Raw genomic sequence first — 16,223 nt, forward strand, 5'->3', positions numbered from 1 at the left:
GAAAACGGATATTCACCCGCCTCTGAGCTTGTCTGTGACGTGTGTCCGGCTGTGCATCGCCTCACCCGTCGAGGCTACCAGAGCGGCAGCGGCCGCCGTGACGACGAGAGAAGCAAGGTAGAGCCACGGCGCCGAAAGCACCTCTGGCGGCGGATCGAACACTCCTGTCAGCAGCTTGACGAGGACATAGGCAATCAGCGTACCGGCTGTGAGACCCAGGACCATGCCGCTGCCGATGACTAAAGCCGCCTCGCCCCAAACGAAGGCGCCGAGTTGCCGTGGCCGGGCCCCCAGGGCCACGAGAATCGCGAAGGAGCGCTCGCGGTCGGCAAAGCCGAGGCCCAGTACCAGTCCGCCCGATGCGGCAAGCATGACAAGCGCGAAGATCAACTCCAGTCGCGTCAAGCCGGCGAGATCGACGGCAGTGAGGCTGGATCCGATCAAGGCGACGGCATCGCCGATCTGGCTGACCTTCAGTCCAGGGATACCCGCAGTCGCATTTCGAGCGGCCAAAGCGATGCGGGCGGGATCACCGTTCGACCGAACGAGAACAATCTCGCCTGCCGCGGAACCGGTTTGCCGGGCGATGTAGGCTGCGTTGGCGACCAGGAACGAATCCTTGGGCGCAGTCGGGAATTCGCGCACCACGCCCACGATGTGAAAGGGCACGACGTGATATTGGTGATCGGCCACGTTTTGCAGACGAAGGTTGATGCTGTCGCCGCGGCTGAGCTGATAGTCGTTCACGGTTTCCTGGGAGACCAGTACGCCATCGGGCGTTTGCGCGAGGTCGGCGAGTGTCGCCCCGGCGTTGCCATTGGCGAAATAGGCGTCGGACATGGCTGTGGCCATCCCGATGCGTGCAGGATCGATGCCATAGAGATCCTGAAGGTCGGTTCCGACGTATGCGTATCGGTGTTGCATCGGCTCGACCGCCGCCACGCCCGGTAACCTGGAGAGGCTGCCAAGGACTTGGGAGGCGGGCGCGGCGGATGTGCCCGTAACGGTGACGTCGGCGCCGTTGGTGAGTTCAGCGTCGACCCGCGCCTGGGCCACATAGGTTGCGTTGAAAATCGCGGTTGACGAGGCAAAGGCGAAAGCAAGCGCAGCCAGGCCGATGCCGGCAGTCAGGCGGCGGCCTTGTCGCCCAAATGTCGCAGCCACCACATCCGCCAGACGTCCGGCGACTGGTCGCAAGCACTTGGCTAGCACCGGCCGACCTTGCCGTAGCCCGACCCCGACGAGCCGCATGGCCAACAGCGCCAGACCGATCCATAGCGTCATAGGGGCGAGGAACGCGGTATAGTCGACCGCCGTCGCCGCCACGCCCTCCGGCGCGAGGACGACCTGGTATCCGCTCGCCGCCGAACGCCAGTAGAGCGCCGCCGCGAGCGCAAGCAGCACGAGATCCAGATAACCGCGAGCCCAGAAGGGCGTCCGATGCTCACCTATCGGTCGCCGACCGGCCGCAATGGTGGAACTACGAGCATCATGCCAGGCGGGAAGCAGGATGGCAGCGAGCGACAGCGCGAGCCCGGCCACGGCGCTGAGCAAAGGAATAGCGACCCCACGTAGGAGTGTCGCCCCGAGGAGGAAATGCGCAGCAAGCGCACCGAGGAGAATCCCGAGAACCGCACCGCCGACGCCCGCGAGGATCGCTTCAGCTGCGGCCAGGCGAAGAACGGCATCGACCGTTGCCCCTCGCAAGCGCAGCAATGCCTGGTCACGGCGGCGCCTGTCACGCCCGGCGCCGGCGACGGCAAGGGTGAGCAGGATAGCGAGGACAGCCCCGGGAGTGCCAAGGAACAGAAAGACCAGCCGGGCATAGAGGGCGTCTTCGCGCACCGCCTCCAATCGAGCCGCCAGATTGTTGGCAAGCAGAGCCGCTCCCGCGACGCGCGCCTCGAAATTGCGGCCACGCTCTGTCGCGGCGTTGCTGGCGGCAACCGGATCGGCAGGCAGATTGCGATGATCGAAGCTGACGTGGAACTGGGTCCTGACGGTGTCAGGCCGGTTTGCGCCCTGCTGCGCGAATATTTGCCGCCACTGGGACATCGGCAACAGCATGATGTTGTCGGGCGGAGCTTGCGGTGCGACGCCGGGGGCGACGCCGATCGCCTGAAACATCGCATCTGCGTTGGGCAAATCGACGATGCCGGCGACGGTCACGGCGACGTCAGACGTCTGGTAGCGGTGGATGACGACCTGGTCCCCTACCGTGACATGTAGGTTGGCGGCCGTCTGTTGCGCGACCAGAACACCGTCGACCGACCCGACCAGCCGTCGAACCTGTGCCGGGAACTGGCCGAAATAGCCGGGCTCGATGCCGAGCACCTCGCCGCCGCCGGTGGCTTGGACGGTGCCTCCGGTCGTTGCCTCAAAGCCTGGTACGTCGGCATAACCGATCGATTGCAGGCCGATAACCGCCGCGGCAGAACGAATCGCAGCCTCGACCGCTGCGCGGTCCGCCCCTGGCTGGAGCTGAACCTGCCAATCGACGGGCACCTGCGCGATCGACCGCGCCGTCATCCCGGCCGCGCTGGACTGCAGAAAGGCTCCCAGGCAAGCGATGAAGGCAACCGTCAGCGCGACACCGCCGATGGTGCCCATGAGCCGGCCGGAGCCGGTTCGGACAAGTCCGATCAGCCAATACCGGTACATGCGGACCTCTCGACCATGCTTTCGACTTTGCCGTGACGCATACGCCAGATGCAGTTCATCTTTGCCGCCACTCTCTCGTCATGCGTGGCGACGACGATGGCGGTTTCCGCCCCACGCCCCCAGGCAAGGAGCTGATCGACCAGTGCCATGGCGCCCGCCTGATCGAGCTGACCTGTCGGCTCGTCAGCGACGATCAGTTCCGGGTCCGTCACGATGGCTCGGGCGACGGCGATCCGCTCTGCCTGACCGCCGGAGAGCTGTTCAGGAAGCTTCGACGCCTGGGTTTCGACCCCGACAGTCGAAAGTGCGGCTAGAGCGCGGATCCTGGATTCCGCGCCGTTGCCGAGAAGGATCGGCAACTCGACATTTTCAACGGCCGTGAGTGCGGGCATCAGGTTGGCGGATTGGAAGACGACGCCGATACGCTTTGGGCGCAATGTGTCGGTGGCGCCGAGTGCTGGCCATTCCACGTGGCCCGAGCTCGGGACGTCCAGGCCGGCGATCAGATTCAGGAGCGTCGTCTTCCCGCAACCCGAAGGTCCCATGATCGCGATCGTCTCGCCGGCATGAATCCTGAAGGAGCAACCCCGAACGGCCGTGACGACGCCTCGCTCACGCTGGAAGCTTCGCCAAAGATCGGTGGCTACTACCAGGGTCCTATCCATGCACAATGCTTCCATCACGGATGTCGACGACGCGATCGGCTCGTGCGGCGAGCGCCGGGCTGTGCGTGACGACCAGGACGGCAGCGCCTCTTCGACAGTCTTCGATGAGGCGATCGATGACGAGTTGTTCCGTCGCCGCATCGACTTCCGCCGTCGGCTCGTCGCAGAGCAGTACCGGGGGCTTTGCCGAGAGTGCCACGGCCAGGCCGGCGCGAGCGGCCTCGCCGCCTGAAAGGTGGGCGGGCAAAGTATCGGCGAGACCATCGAGGCCGAGATTGCCGAGAAGGTCGTCGATTTCGGTAGGCTTGCCACGGCCGGACAGCTCCATCTGGAGACGCAGGTTGGCCTGCACCGTCAGGTGCCCGAACAGATTTCCGGACTGCATGAGGATGCCGAAATGGCGCGCCCTCAACCGCGCCCTCTCGGGCTCGGGGCGCCGGGTCATGCGCTCGCCCCCGATCGACACCGCGCCACCGTCCGGTTCATCGATTCCGGCCAGGCAGGAAAGCAGCGTCGATTTTCCACTGCCCGACGGTCCCCTCAACGCAGTGAACTCCCCTTCGTTGAGCGTGAGGGCAACCCCGCGCAGGGCCACGACTTCGTCGTCGCCGGCATGGAAGAAGCGGTAAAGCTCGGTTGCTTCCAGCGCAGGCATGGTCTCATCTCCACCGCAGCGAATTGGAAATAAGTTTCCACTGGTCGACATTGTCAGCGCCAGCCGGTGCGGAGAGATCGAGGGTTACGGTCTTGCCATTCCTGAACAGGATGAAGCGCTCGTGTTCGAGCCTGATCTGCTTGTTCGTGACCGGATTTGGCGCGGAATTCGAGAGATAACTGATGCGAACGGCCGGTCCGGCCGTGAGCTTCACATCCTTGACCGCAGTGACCTTGACGGCGTGTCCGGTTGCCTTGAGGTCCGGAATTTCGTGAGTCTTGGCCGAAGAGGCCGTTGCAGCAGCGCTTGCGCCGCCAAGGGTGGCGTCGATCTCATCATATTTGTCGAAGAACCGGACGCCATGGTCGATCGCGGTTCGTGACCATCCCTCGGGCACTTTCAGATCAAATCCGTCGGGAGAACTGTAGGTAATGAAGACCTGGTTGTCCGGAATGTCACCCGGTGGGTTCGTCTCCGGCGCCACGAGTTTCTCTTGCGCCCAGGCGGCGGGAAACGTCCCGGCCACCATGAACAAGACGACGAGTGCAGCAGACAGGCGGTAATACGCGGTCATGGCCAGGGCTCCTGTGCGAACTTGGTAAGGCATAGGACGCCAGTAGAATTAGAAGGGTCTTAGAGCACCGGAACCTGTGCAGGCGGATCCGTTTCGGTTACGTCTTGCATCATGCGTGTCCTGGTGATCGAAGACGACATGATGCTCGGAAGGGCCTTGGTGCAGGCCCTCGACGACGCCGGCATGGCGGCAGACTGGGTGCGCGACGGGCATCTCGGCGAAGAAGCCGTTGCCGTCGGCGGCCATGGCTTCGTTTTGCTGGACATCGGCCTGCCCGGCCGTTCGGGCCTGGAAATCCTGCGCTCGTTGCGCGCCGCCGGCGACAAGAGGCCGATCCTGGTGATTACCGCGCGCGACGGACTCGACGATCGTGTCGCCGGACTTGATCTCGGGGCCGACGACTATCTGATCAAGCCGTTCGAAGTGAAGGAGCTGCTTGCCCGCATACGCGCCGTCCTGCGCCGGCATGGCGGTCAGGCGGTCTCAATCCTATGCACGAGCGAGATCGAACTGGATCTGGCGAGCCACGAGGTCAAATATCGCGGCAACGGCGAAGTGTTGCCGGCGCGCGAGTTCGCCTTGATGCAGGCGCTGCTGGAGCGGCCCGGAACGATCCTTTCCCGCGCTCAGCTCGAGGAAAAGCTTTATGGCTGGGGCGAGGAGGTGGAAAGCAACGCGATCGACGTGCTCATCCACTATGTGCGCCGCAAGTTCGACAAGGACATCATTCGCAATGTCCGGGGCGCCGGCTGGATGGTTCCGAAATGACGAACGCGATTTCGATCCGCCGCACCGCTTTCCTGTGGCTCGCCGGATTGATGACGGCGATCGGCATCTGCGCGGCGGCGACCTCCTACCTCCTTGTCCGCAACGAGGCCTCCGCCTTCCTCGACAACCAGCTTCGGCAGATCGCGCTTTATGTCGGGGATGCGCCGTCATCGCCGGCAGGGGCGGCGGACAGCGCCGCGCCGCACGATCCCGAGGACGACTTCGTCATTCAGGTCTGGGATGCGTCCGGCCGGCCGGTGCGGCAGTCGCATCCCGCCATCGACCTTCTCCGGCAACCGGCGACCGGCTTTGCCGACGTTTCGGTCGGTGGCAGCGACTGGCGCGTCTATACACTGGTAGCGCCGGATCGAACGGTCCAGGTTTCCCAAGACACCAGTGTTCGGCGGGAACTGGCGGCCAACGCGGCTTTGCAGGCGGCGCTTCCCATCATGGTCCTTATTCCCCTGTCGTTGCTGACACTGGGCTGGATCATCGACCGGATCATGACCCGGCTCGATCGCCTGGCCGTCGCGGTGGCCTCCCGTCATGCGGCGGCGGACGATCCTTTGCCGACCGACGACGTGCCGGCGGAAATCATTCCCTTTGTCAATTCGATCAATCTGCTGCTCGCCCGATTGCGCGCCACGCTGGAACGGCAACGGCGGTTCGTCTCGGACGCGGCGCATGAACTGCGCACGCCGCTTTCGGCATTGCAGATCCAGATCGACAACCTTCGGCATGACGATCGAGACGACCGGTTTTCCGAACGCCTGGCCGAGTTGGAAGCCGGGATAGGCAGGGCCGGAAGCCTTGTGGGTAAGCTGTTGCGCCTGGCGCGTTACGATGCCCATGAGGCAGCACCTGCACCGCAGCCGATCGATCTAGTCCAGCTTGCGCTCGACACCGTTGCGCGTTTGACCCCGCTCGCAGAGAGTCGGGGGATCGACCTCGGTATCACCCGCCAGGACAGCGCCATGGTGACTGGCTCCTCGGCCGATTTGGAAATCATCCTCGGCAACCTCGCGGAGAACGCCGTGCGATACACGCCGCGTGGCGGAACCGTCGATGTCGCGGTGATAGCCGAGGGGCCGAAAGCCCGGATAGAAATCCGCGACACCGGCCCTGGCATTGCGGAGGACGACATGCCCCGCGTCTTTGAGCGGTTCTTCCGTGCCGGGGCCCAGGACAGCGAGGGGAGCGGCTTGGGACTGGCGATCGCGAAAGCAGCGGCCGAAAGACAGGGGGCAGGACTCACGCTCACCATGCGCAAGGACGGGCCGGGTCTCATCGCATGTCTTACTGTACAACAAAGTGCCTAGCCCATGGGCAACTAAGGTACGCACTAACTGCCAGTACGAGCGATCTATAGCTGAACCGGGGCCGTCTGCGGACCGTCCGCTGTCAGGTGTTTAGGATCGAATAGCGGTCGCTGAAGAGGGACATCTCTTTCGAACTCTCGCAGAAATTCGATTGAGTCTCCTGCGGAAGAGAGAAATCTGCCTGGGTTGCCTCCGCCGTTTGACGTCGAAATGTCAGCTACCCGCGCAGCCACGCCGACAATTCGGTGGCCGTGTTGTCGACTTCGTCCAAGACCATCCAGACTTCCTTTTCATAGCCCTTTAGCTTGCCCCAAACGATACGATCATAAAGGCCCATATACTCCCAAGAGGTCCACGACGTTTCGTATCGCGCATCAACGGCGGGGAAAAGGGCAATCTTGCCAAGCCCCTTATACCCGTCCGCGAGACCAAGCTCCCACGGGACCCATTTGCTTTCCTTGCTGTTCTTCGTTGCCAGGAGCACGAATTTGCGTGACTGGTTTATGCGTGTCTTGAGCTTTGCAGCAGTTTCCTTGCTGGTGTATGGCGGCAACTCTGGATCAATTTTGTCCAGATAGACGGTTGCGCCGTGATTCTCCAGAATGAGGATCGCGCCATCAACCAGATCGTCGTCCCGGCTGGAATGAGAAAGAAACGTCGCTCCCTGCGGCGATCGCTCTTCAGCGCTTTTCCTCGTTCGCGTGCGCTGCAAGACAGAAATATCGCGGACAAATCCGCGTAGTTCTTCTTTGGTGGTGTAGGAGACCAAGTGACCCTATTCCGTGATCAAATGTATGATGCAGTTCATTGGCACTGCCGGTTGTACCCCATGCGGTCACGGGGATTGACAATCAGATGAGCATGGGTCGCTCGCCGTTGATATGCTGCTTCGATGCCGCTCACCAATTCCTCCGTACTCCCAGGATATTCCATATGCCTCGCGTAGCAATCGACGCGCGGCCAATCCGATGACAGGTTGTCATGGAAGCGTTGGGGAAAGCTCGTAAAGCTGGGCAGCTTGATCCCAAGCAATCCGTTGGGAATCGTTTGTTCCCCTCTGCGCAAGGAGGACTGAATCTCCCAGTCCACATAACGGCGCGCCCAGGTGCACCGCCCCAATAGAACGATGGTGACGGTCGAGTCGGAGAGAAAGCGTTCACGGATTTTGGCCATCACGTAATCCGTGTTCGTGCTGTTGATGACATCGCCAGGCATTTCTTCGCCCAGCCCCCGCGCGATGAAACTGTCGCGTTCGTGGTCAAATCGGCGCACGAAGGCATTCACAGCGTCCTGGTCTGCATGGTGATACGAAATGAAACATTTACGTCGAACGATGGCCATTGCGGGTCGCCTACTAGGGTTCTCAAAAAGCACCTTCATGCCGCGAAGCGGCGGCCCATCCCGAGGCTCACCAGCGCGGCAATTTCGCTTGGTCGCGGTGTGGCGGCCAGCCTTGCGTTCTCATCGTGACTGAGGCCATTGTCGAGCGCGGTCCAGCTGCGCCCCTCCGTGAGACTACGAATGATCCCGAGCGCATCATCCAGCCGCCCGTCCCGCTCGGCACCATCCTGCTGAACGAACCAGGCCGCTGCCTCTCTGTTTATCGCACCGACAATGTCAATTGCGGCACCGCCGAAGCCGCCAGCAACATACAAGGGCTGTCCGGCTTTGAGCGCAAACAGCGCCTCTTCCACGACGCCGGGCATCGTTCCCTGGAACCCGGACCGCTTTCCCCCAATGAGAATGCGTCCCTGCGATTCTGCGGTCATGTAGCGGCGAAGACCGGACAGGGCGCGTGGTGTGTCATCGGGGTCAAAGGTTCGGTTGGCAATGAAGGCTATTGGCTCGCCATCAGCAGACAGGCAGACGATCTCACCGAACAGGCCCAACTCGGCGGCTGCATCATGAAGCTGTGCGTCCGTCAACTTCCCGTGCTCGGAGGCAGGCAGGCATATTCGCAGCGGCCTGTCCCGGCGGCTGTATCTCTGTAACTCCCCGACCAGGAACGCCGTGTACCCGTCCGGCTGCAGATGCCCGCCATATGCGAGCTTTCCACCCGCGACAAGAACGCTGCGCGCGATCTCTCCCAGCGCCAGCCTGAAGTGTATTTCGTGCAGACCAAGCCGCGCGAGATCGGGGCTGTTGGACACGGACACTGCAATACGCAGTCCCTCCAGAGCCTCGGGTTTCAGTAGCGGGTCGCCCTTAGATTTCTTGTCCTGTGCCATCAGCCACCCCGTCCCGCCAGTTGACGGGGCGTCATCACATCCAGATTTCCAGTCACGCCGCCAAAACGCGCGATCTGCTGAAGCACCACGGCTTCATCCGTGCCGAGTGGCGGATCGGGATGAATAATGCGCAACGGTTCGGTGCCGGCGGGAAGCGACCCGCCGGCGCGGGCCTCTTCTAGCCACTGGATAAGTGTGAGCGGCTCGGGAGCATGAGGAGCCCACCACGACACCTTCAAGTCGTCACGGGGACCGGCGAGTTCCCTTTGGCATCGCCAAAGTTCACGCTTCAGGCACTCATCAACGAGCAAGTCTAGCGCGCGGTAAACGTCGCGGCGTCGCCAGCGGCCATCATCTACATGAATAGGGGCGCGCGGCACGTGATCCATCAGGAATGATCCCCGCTCCTCGGCATATCCAATTCCATCTACTATGATCACCGGCATTCCGTTGCGTTTTGCCGTCAACATCTCCCGCTGGCACCAAACGCGGCTCGGATACAGGTCTGTCCGCAAGGCCAGGAGCGCGCTTGTCGCCGCGTTGGCAACAAGCTCCGCTGACCAGTCCGTTCCGGGCTGCAGATCGCTTGCGTCGAAGAATGCGGCGAGATGCGTGTTGGCAATAACCTCCCGCACGAGAGCGACCAACTCCTTTACGTCTCCAACCTCCGCTGCCGCGCTGTACTTGGTGTGGCTGATGAACGCCGTTACGCGGGGGTTCTGTTCCGGACTTAGGAACTGCGCCAGACTCTGCGTCAGGTCGCGGCATCTGAGGTTTTGCGCCGTATCATGCGGCGCGTCGGTCGCGCCCGCTGCGAATGCCTGATAGGCTCCAAATAGCCCTCCCAGAACGGTGCCGCTCAGTGCTCCGCCCGCCAGAAGATACGGGAAAATCCCGACTGTGGCAGGATGTTCGCGTTGCGCCTCCACGATCGCCTCCGCATAACCACGCCAAGGTGAACCGGCTTCAACGGAGGCCGCCAACTCCGTGCCGCATAACGGCACAATAGCCGTATAGCGAGCGCATGGAATGCCATTGGGCTGCGGTCTGGAGGAGGTCGGAATAGGGCGCGGAGCATCGGCACCGCCAGCCCAGCCTTGGCTGCGCACGAGGACTTCGACGGCTCCGCCAATGAGTCCCGTGAAGGCCGAGCCACGGAAATGCCTAATAATTTCCTCCCCAATATTCTCACCGGCCCGGTCGGAAGGATGCCAAACGATGTAGATTTCGAGCACTGGCGGCAGCATAGTTTCACCGTCCTCTCATCCGACGCTTGAAAAGAATCGGAACTCAAACTTAACTAAGTATAGATATTTTGAAAGGCAGAGCGATGGGACAAGATTCGACCAAGAATGTGTTCATGTCCACGAAGATGACGCGGGTCTGAAGAAGCTCAAGGATCTCCTGGCCAAGGGAATGTCCATTCGCGATGGCCACCTCCCAAACTGGAAGTGAATCAGGTTCGCCATCCAAGCTACGGAGGCCAAACCATGTTCCTGAAGCAGATCGGCATGCCCTATATGGCCTGCTGCCGGTTTTTCGGACACGCGGTTAAGCTAACATAGCTTTTTCCTCGAACTCCACAGGGCTCAGATAGCCCAGTGTCGAGTGCCGCCGCCGAGGATTGTAGAAGCGCTCGATGTAATCGAACACATCCGCCCTGGCGTCATCCCTCGTCCTGTAGACCTTGCGGGCCGTCCGCTCGGTTTTGAGCGACGAGAAGAAGCTCTCCATCGCAGCATTGTCCCAGACGTTGCCCGACCGGCTCATCGAGCAGGTGATGCCGTGATCAGTCATCAGCCGCTGGAACTGCTCGCTGGTGTATTGCGATCCCTGGTCGGAGTGGTGCAGCAGCTGTCGGGCTTGCCTCTCCTCCAGATCGCCATGATCAGAGCGTCGGTGACGAGTTGCGCCGTCATCTCGGCCTTCATCGCCCAGCCGACGACACGCCTGGAGAACAGATCGACGACGGCGGCGACGTAAAGCCATCCTTCGGCGGTCCAGATATAGGTGAAGTCGGCGATCCATTTCTGGTTCGGTGCCGCCGCATCGAAGGCGCGGTCAAGGAGGTTGTCCGACGCTGCCGCTCGCTCGCCGGTGTCCTTCGGCAGCCCACGACGCCGAGGCCGGGCCCGCAGCCCGTTCTCCCGCATGAGCCGCTCGATGCGATGCAGGCCGCAGGAGAGACCCTCGGCCAGCACGTCATGCCAGACGCGACGTGCACCATAGGTTCGATCGCTGCTCTTGAAGCTCCGGTCGATCGCCGTCACCAACACTTCGTCGTGCCGGGAGCGAGCGCTGGGGCAGCGGTTGAGCCAGGCATGGAAGCCCGACCGAGAGACATCCAGCGCATCGCACAGCCATGCCACCGGCCAGATGCCCCGGTGCCTCGCGATGAAAGCGAACCTCATGTCACTTCCCTCGCGAAGTAGGCTGCGGCCTTTTTTAGGATATCGCGCTCCGCCTTCAGCTTCGCGACCTCCTTGCGCAGCCGGTCAATCTCCTGCTGCTCCGGCTTCATCTGCCCGTGGCCGGGAAAGGCGTGCTGCGGATCGGCCGATAGCTCGCGCACCCATTTACGCAGCACATTCTCGTGGACATCGAGGTCGCGTGCATACGCCATGCAGGTGACCGAGACACTCACCTTCGACGCGTACTGGGACGATCCCGAGTATCGCTGCAAGAGACCTGTCCGCAATGGCAGTCGCAAGACCATCATGGGCGACAATATCTATCATCGACCGCAAGGAATGACGGCATGGATCCAGGAGGATTCACATCACAGCCAAATCGATGGCAGCCCCGAACCATCGAATATCAAAAACGACACTCAGACGAATCGAGTACTGCTCTCCCGCAATTTCTACTACTTCGGCAATGCAGCTCCTGTGGTTCCCGGGGGAATCCTTACGCAGCTCGGTTATCACAACGGGATCGGCCATAGAAAATTCACCTTGGCCCAAGCGCAGCCATTGCTGGATTGGATCCAAGATCAATACAAGGGACAAATTAACACCGTTATCGGAATACCGTATCAGTTCATGAAGAGCAGCTCGCGCTACTCGAAACGCATGGACAAGATTGTCGAATAGCTCAAAAGGTTTTCAGCATGATCGAGTTTTCAGCAGGAACTTTGACACTTAGCGCCTATCAGAAGGCTGCCAACAAGACAGATAAGCTCTTCAGAACCAATCGACATCTCTCTTTTCCCCTTCTAGGGATTTTCGGAGAGGCCGGAAGCATATTGAGTGAAGTAAAGAAAAAGCAGCGAGATAGAGCGGCCTATATTGGATACCAGAAAACGGTGGTTGAGGAATTTGGTGATACTCTATGGTATCTTAGCGCGATTGCATGCAGGTCAAACATCAGCCTCGCCTACGTCGGGCATAATATTGACCGGCCGGTGGACGATTGGCAGTTCTCGGCACCCGAAGATCTCAAGTTTGTGGATCTGCAGAAGCCTGTCGGAAGGAAAGCGTCTGAACCGAGCAGCCAGTTTGAACAACGCCTGCTGAAACTGGCGTCGGAGGTGGGGCTTCTGGTTGTGGATTTCCAGGCGGGCCGCCTAGAGGACAACCAAGCCTCGATCGTCGGAAGGCTCGTTGCAATACTGCGATGCCTTAGGGACGCTGCCGAGGAAGCTGGACTCAGTCTTGCTGATGCGGCGGCGGAGAACCTCAGGAAAACGTACGACCGCTGGCCGCAGGAGAAGCGCTATCCGCAGCTGTTGGATGCGGATTTTCCTGAGCACGAAAGGCTTCCTCGGCGGTTTTCTCTGACGCTTGTCGAGAACGGCGAACCCGGGAAGCGCCAGGTCACGCCCTACTATGAGGGGAGCCCGCTCGGCGACAAGCTGACGGACAACCGTATGGAGGACGATGACTATCGATTTCACGATGCTTTCCACATGGCATTCGCCGCCAAACTCGGATGGTCGCCCAATCTGAGACGCCTTTTGAAGCGCAAGCGGAAGAGCGTTCCGAAAATCGACGAGGTTGAGGATGGCGCGCGTGCGGTGTTGATCGAAGAGGGCGTTTCCACCTGGGTGTTCAATCACGCGCAGCGGCTGAGACTTTTCGAGGGTGTTCCCGCACTCGACTACGGCCTTCTGAAAACGGTCAGAGAATTCGTTGAAGGCTACGAGGTTGCGAGTATGCCACTGTGGCTTTGGGAGGAGTCCATCTTGTCGGGCTACGAAGTCTTCCGCGAACTTCAGGCCAACCGGGGCGGCGTTGTCACCGCGGATCTCGAAAACAGAACGCTCGCCTATTCCCCAAATCCGTGAATTTCAGGCCAGCGACAGAGACAGTTGCGGGCTCTCGCGTCTTGCCTGCGGCAGTTCGTAAAGCGTCTTGATACCGGTGATGAACTCGGTCTGCCCGCCGTAACTTGGGTGTCTCACGCCGGCAGCGGGAATATCGAGATCCGCCAACGCGTTTTGCGCATCCTTGCCGATGGCAACCACATGCTGTGGGCTCAAAGTCCGCAAGAGCCATACCAGCAGGCTCCTGCAAGCCTGGCGCTCCGCTCTTGTGTGGCATCTGTTGGAAAGGGGATCGCCTTGCTCGTAGGGATGAAGGGGAAATACATTCCACAGGAACACGGGCCGCCCAATATTCTCCAGCATGCGCCAAATGATTGTCGCGGTGCGCTCCGCTACCATTGGTCCTTTTGTAGCTCGGCAAAGGGGGGCGCAGCCAAAGATTGCGGCATGGGATGATAAATGGGCCTCGTCTGTCAGAGGGAGGCCTGTTCGTCTTCCCCCGCGATAGCCGAGATCACGGCCGATCCAGACCGAATCAATTCCGTTCGTTGTCGCAGCGAGGAGTATTGCCTCTAGGTTCTTGCGCCGGATAGCCGGGGCCTCGTCTACATCGTGAACGGCGCACTTCTCAGAGTAAGGATTGAAGGCGTGAGGAAATCTGAGCCCCGAAAGATCATCGAGAAAATCGTCGACGTTCACGCCATCCATCTCCGCTCTGACAAAATCGGGGTGGCGCCATTGAAGACTGCGGCCACTGCAACGCAAATCCCTGCAGGCCGATTTGTGACACAGAACTCCTAGCGAGGGAATCCGGCATCGCAACGCAACGAAAATAGAAGTCAGATCGGTCGCACCTGTGATCCGTGGGCAACAGTCTATTTTCTGAATGGACCTCTTCGATCTGCGTTGTAAGCCGCGCGCAGCGTCGGTGACCGCTCCGTGGACCCAGCGCAGATGCGTCCCGCGTCTCGATGATGATCCATGACTGTGCCCGAGCGCGAAAACTTGGTCTTTCCACGACTTCCAACGGCCAGCCAACGTCCGCTTTTGGGCAGCGGCAAAGCTGACCTCAACGGCTGAGAAAAGGGCGCATTGCCGATGTTCGTAATGCGAAAAATAGGGTCACCCTCGTCTTAGGAGAACAATCCGGATTTTGCTGGGCGCCGGCGGCTGCTCGTGGCAACGCGATGTTTGCCCGCTGCTACCGCGACGCCGTCCCTTCGTCTGCCTCCCGAAACGAGATGAGGCGCTGGCTGCTTTCATCCCAGAGGACGAGCTTCACGCAGCGGAGGCTTTCCATGATGGTGATATGGCCGATGCCGCGCAGTTCCGGATAATCCCTCAACACCTCTAGCAGCCGGTAATACGGCACCCTGCTCGAAAGATGGTGGACGTGGTGAATGCCGATGTTGGCTGTCAGCCATCGCAGGACCAAGGGCAGTTCATAATATGAGGAACCGTGCAGGGCAGCGTCCTGGAACTGCCATTGCGGCTTTTGCGACCAGTGCGTTTCCTCGAACTGATGCTGGACGTAGAACAGCCAGATACCGGCTGATCCGGCCATCACCACGACCGACAGTTGCACGAGCATGAACGATCCGATGCCGACCAGCCAGACGAGGCCGAGGGCCAGGAACAGGATCGCCAAGTTGGTCGTCATGGTCGAGACCCACGGTTCCAACCCTGAGCGCATCATGCCGAACGGCAGTCTTTGCTTGAAGAGGAAAAGCCAGATGGGGCCGATGCCGAACATCACGGCAGGATTGCGGTAGAGCCTGTAGGCGAGCCGGTGCGAGCGCGACAGCGAGTAGTATTCCGCGAGGGTCAGGGTCGTGATGTCGCCGACGCCGCGCTCGTCGAGATTGCCGGCCGAGGCATGATGCGCCGCATGCGCACGGCGCCAGTAATCATAGGGCGTGAACGTCAGGACGCCGATCGCGCGACCGGTCCAGTCATCCGCCTTGCGGTGGGCGAAGAAGGAACCGTGACCGCAATCGTGCTGGATCATAAACAGGCGAAGCAGGAAGCCAGCCGCCGGAACAGTCAGCACCATTCCCAACCAGACGCCATGACCCACCGCTATCGCGGCGAGCGTCCAAAGGCTGACGAACGGGACAAGGGTGACTGTCAGTTCAAGCAGGCTGCGCCCCCTGTGCGGCTCCCGATAGCTGGCGAGAACCTTGGGCCAAGCCCGTTCGCTGCCCTGGAGCGGGGAGATGGCTGTGGCGGCTTGCGTCAACGACAATGGTCGGGCCTCGATTTGTCTAGAGACTGCTGCGCGGAGCGATCCGCCAAGCAGGAGTCATGGTGTGGGGAAGCGGTCACGCTTGCGTTTTCATAGCAGACGGTTGTCCTCGGCCGTCTGGCGGGCACGCCGGCGTGTGCCGTCGGTGTCGGCTTTCCGGCGCCGTTCGGCAGCCGCCTTGCGGATGCTTTCGAAGCGGTTCTGTTCGTTCTCTTCCGTTGCCGGCTTCGGATCGGTTTTCCTGACAGAGTCGGTCATCGAATGGACTCCTTTTGGTGGATGACGAAAGAGATCGCCGGAAACCTGCCCGGCGATCAGGGGTATCTTGCCTCGAAGGCTATGCGGCCAGAGCCGTGGCGCAGCCTTGAACGCCCAGCCTGTCGGGGCTGGTCTGCCCGGGCATGGTCGCCCAGCCGCCGGCTTCGATGAACTGCCGTTTCGTGTAGCTGTCGCTCAGGGCCTTCAACTCGGCAAGTTTCGCCGCCTTGTCCGGTGCCGCGTTGAATCGTTCGACGCATATGGCGGAGGCCAGTTCTCCGCGCGCGTTGTCACCTGCTGTCGCGGCCATCGCCTGCGAGGTGCCGCCGGTCACCCAGCCGCCCCAGCTGAAGCCGACGACCATCGTGGCGACGACCGCCGCGATGCACGCCCAGGCGAGCATGGCCTTCGAAGGCTGATAGTCTTCCCAGCGCCGTGAGAGGGATCGTTTCGTCGTGCTTTGCATGGCCATGGTATCAATCCTTTCCGATTGAAGTTCCGATTGCCCTCCGCCGCCGGCGGAGGGTTGAGGCACTGCCTTCGCTTGTCGGTTCGGGCGCGATGGCCTGAAACGAAATGCGAAATT

At 61.1% G+C, this 16,223-nt stretch carries 16 protein-coding genes and 1 pseudogene; 4 read left to right on the top strand and 13 right to left on the bottom strand.

Annotated elements, in window-relative coordinates; all coding sequences use genetic code 11:
- Nucleotides 1-12 precede the first annotated feature (12 nt).
- Genes QU595_RS17295 through QU595_RS17310 form a run of 4 tightly spaced genes read right to left on the bottom strand, consistent with a single transcriptional unit; the run spans nucleotide 13 to nucleotide 4,555 of the window.
- A complete protein-coding gene (locus tag QU595_RS17295) occupies nucleotides 13-2,661 on the bottom strand; it encodes an ABC transporter permease (RefSeq protein WP_315924119.1) in 2,649 nt (882 codons plus the stop codon).
- Nucleotides 2,643-3,326 carry an ABC transporter ATP-binding protein gene (locus QU595_RS17300; RefSeq protein ID WP_315924121.1) on the bottom strand — a complete coding sequence of 228 codons (684 nt, stop codon included), beginning with the start codon at nucleotides 3,324-3,326 and terminating at the stop codon, nucleotides 2,643-2,645. The genes QU595_RS17295 and QU595_RS17300 overlap by 19 nt, the downstream gene beginning before the upstream one ends.
- The gene (locus QU595_RS17305; protein ID WP_292841593.1) at nucleotides 3,319-3,981 is read right to left on the bottom strand and encodes an ABC transporter ATP-binding protein; all 663 of its coding nucleotides are present in this window, start codon (nucleotides 3,979-3,981) and stop codon (nucleotides 3,319-3,321) included. The genes QU595_RS17300 and QU595_RS17305 overlap by 8 nt, the downstream gene beginning before the upstream one ends.
- 4 nt (nucleotides 3,982-3,985) lie before the next feature.
- Nucleotides 3,986-4,555: a hypothetical protein gene (locus tag QU595_RS17310; protein ID WP_292841596.1), complete on the bottom strand. Its 570-nt coding sequence runs from the start codon at nucleotides 4,553-4,555 to the stop codon at nucleotides 3,986-3,988.
- A gap of 111 nt (nucleotides 4,556-4,666) precedes the next feature.
- Between QU595_RS17310 and QU595_RS17315 the strand changes: the two genes are divergently transcribed.
- Together QU595_RS17315 and QU595_RS17320 are read left to right on the top strand one after the other, a co-directional pair.
- A complete protein-coding gene (locus tag QU595_RS17315; RefSeq protein WP_315924124.1) occupies nucleotides 4,667-5,323 on the top strand; it encodes a response regulator transcription factor in 657 nt (218 codons plus the stop codon).
- Nucleotides 5,320-6,642, top strand: a complete 1,323-nt coding sequence (locus QU595_RS17320) for an ATP-binding protein (RefSeq protein WP_315924126.1) — start codon at nucleotides 5,320-5,322, stop codon at nucleotides 6,640-6,642. The genes QU595_RS17315 and QU595_RS17320 overlap by 4 nt, the downstream gene beginning before the upstream one ends.
- 217 nt (nucleotides 6,643-6,859) lie before the next feature.
- Here QU595_RS17320 and QU595_RS17325 read toward each other — a convergent pair whose 3' ends face one another.
- From QU595_RS17325 to QU595_RS17345, 5 genes and pseudogenes are all read right to left on the bottom strand, one after another.
- Nucleotides 6,860-7,411 (bottom strand): toll/interleukin-1 receptor domain-containing protein, encoded by a 552-nt coding sequence (locus tag QU595_RS17325; protein ID WP_315924128.1) that lies wholly within the window; start codon nucleotides 7,409-7,411, stop codon nucleotides 6,860-6,862.
- A gap of 35 nt (nucleotides 7,412-7,446) precedes the next feature.
- On the bottom strand, nucleotides 7,447-7,983 hold the full coding sequence (locus tag QU595_RS17330; RefSeq protein ID WP_292841440.1) for a TIR domain-containing protein: 537 nt from the start codon (nucleotides 7,981-7,983) through the stop codon (nucleotides 7,447-7,449).
- A gap of 35 nt (nucleotides 7,984-8,018) precedes the next feature.
- Nucleotides 8,019-8,870, bottom strand: a complete 852-nt coding sequence (locus tag QU595_RS17335; protein WP_292841437.1) for a hypothetical protein — start codon at nucleotides 8,868-8,870, stop codon at nucleotides 8,019-8,021.
- A complete protein-coding gene (locus QU595_RS17340) occupies nucleotides 8,870-10,117 on the bottom strand; it encodes a hypothetical protein (protein ID WP_292841434.1) in 1,248 nt (415 codons plus the stop codon). Before QU595_RS17340 ends, QU595_RS17335 begins: the two co-directional genes overlap by 1 nt.
- A gap of 304 nt (nucleotides 10,118-10,421) precedes the next feature.
- A pseudogene (locus tag QU595_RS17345) lies at nucleotides 10,422-11,484 on the bottom strand (IS3 family transposase); the annotation flags it as partial.
- A 7-nt stretch (nucleotides 11,485-11,491) separates the two neighbouring features.
- Here QU595_RS17345 and QU595_RS17350 point away from each other — a divergent pair.
- Nucleotides 11,492-11,962, top strand: coding sequence for a hypothetical protein (locus tag QU595_RS17350; RefSeq protein WP_315924132.1), 471 nt, complete (start codon nucleotides 11,492-11,494; stop codon nucleotides 11,960-11,962).
- A gap of 17 nt (nucleotides 11,963-11,979) precedes the next feature.
- Nucleotides 11,980-13,155, top strand: a complete 1,176-nt coding sequence (locus QU595_RS17355) for a nucleoside triphosphate pyrophosphohydrolase family protein (RefSeq protein WP_315924134.1) — start codon at nucleotides 11,980-11,982, stop codon at nucleotides 13,153-13,155.
- 3 nt (nucleotides 13,156-13,158) lie between these two features.
- Here QU595_RS17355 and QU595_RS17360 read toward each other — a convergent pair whose 3' ends face one another.
- The 4 genes from QU595_RS17360 to QU595_RS17375 form a co-directional block, all read right to left on the bottom strand.
- Nucleotides 13,159-13,833, bottom strand: coding sequence for a uracil-DNA glycosylase (locus QU595_RS17360; protein WP_315924136.1), 675 nt, complete (start codon nucleotides 13,831-13,833; stop codon nucleotides 13,159-13,161).
- Nucleotides 13,834-14,335: 502 nt separating this feature from the next.
- Entirely contained in the window at nucleotides 14,336-15,379 is a 1,044-nt protein-coding gene (locus QU595_RS17365) for a fatty acid desaturase (protein ID WP_315924138.1), read from the bottom strand.
- 90 nt (nucleotides 15,380-15,469) lie between these two features.
- On the bottom strand, nucleotides 15,470-15,637 hold the full coding sequence (locus QU595_RS17370; RefSeq protein WP_315924140.1) for a hypothetical protein: 168 nt from the start codon (nucleotides 15,635-15,637) through the stop codon (nucleotides 15,470-15,472).
- A 79-nt stretch (nucleotides 15,638-15,716) separates the two neighbouring features.
- A complete protein-coding gene (locus QU595_RS17375; RefSeq protein WP_315924142.1) occupies nucleotides 15,717-16,109 on the bottom strand; it encodes a hypothetical protein in 393 nt (130 codons plus the stop codon).
- Nucleotides 16,110-16,223 lie beyond the last annotated feature (114 nt).

It is taken from the genome of Mesorhizobium sp. SP-1A (genome assembly GCF_032460275.1).
In the GTDB taxonomy this organism is placed as follows: domain Bacteria; phylum Pseudomonadota; class Alphaproteobacteria; order Rhizobiales; family Rhizobiaceae; genus Mesorhizobium.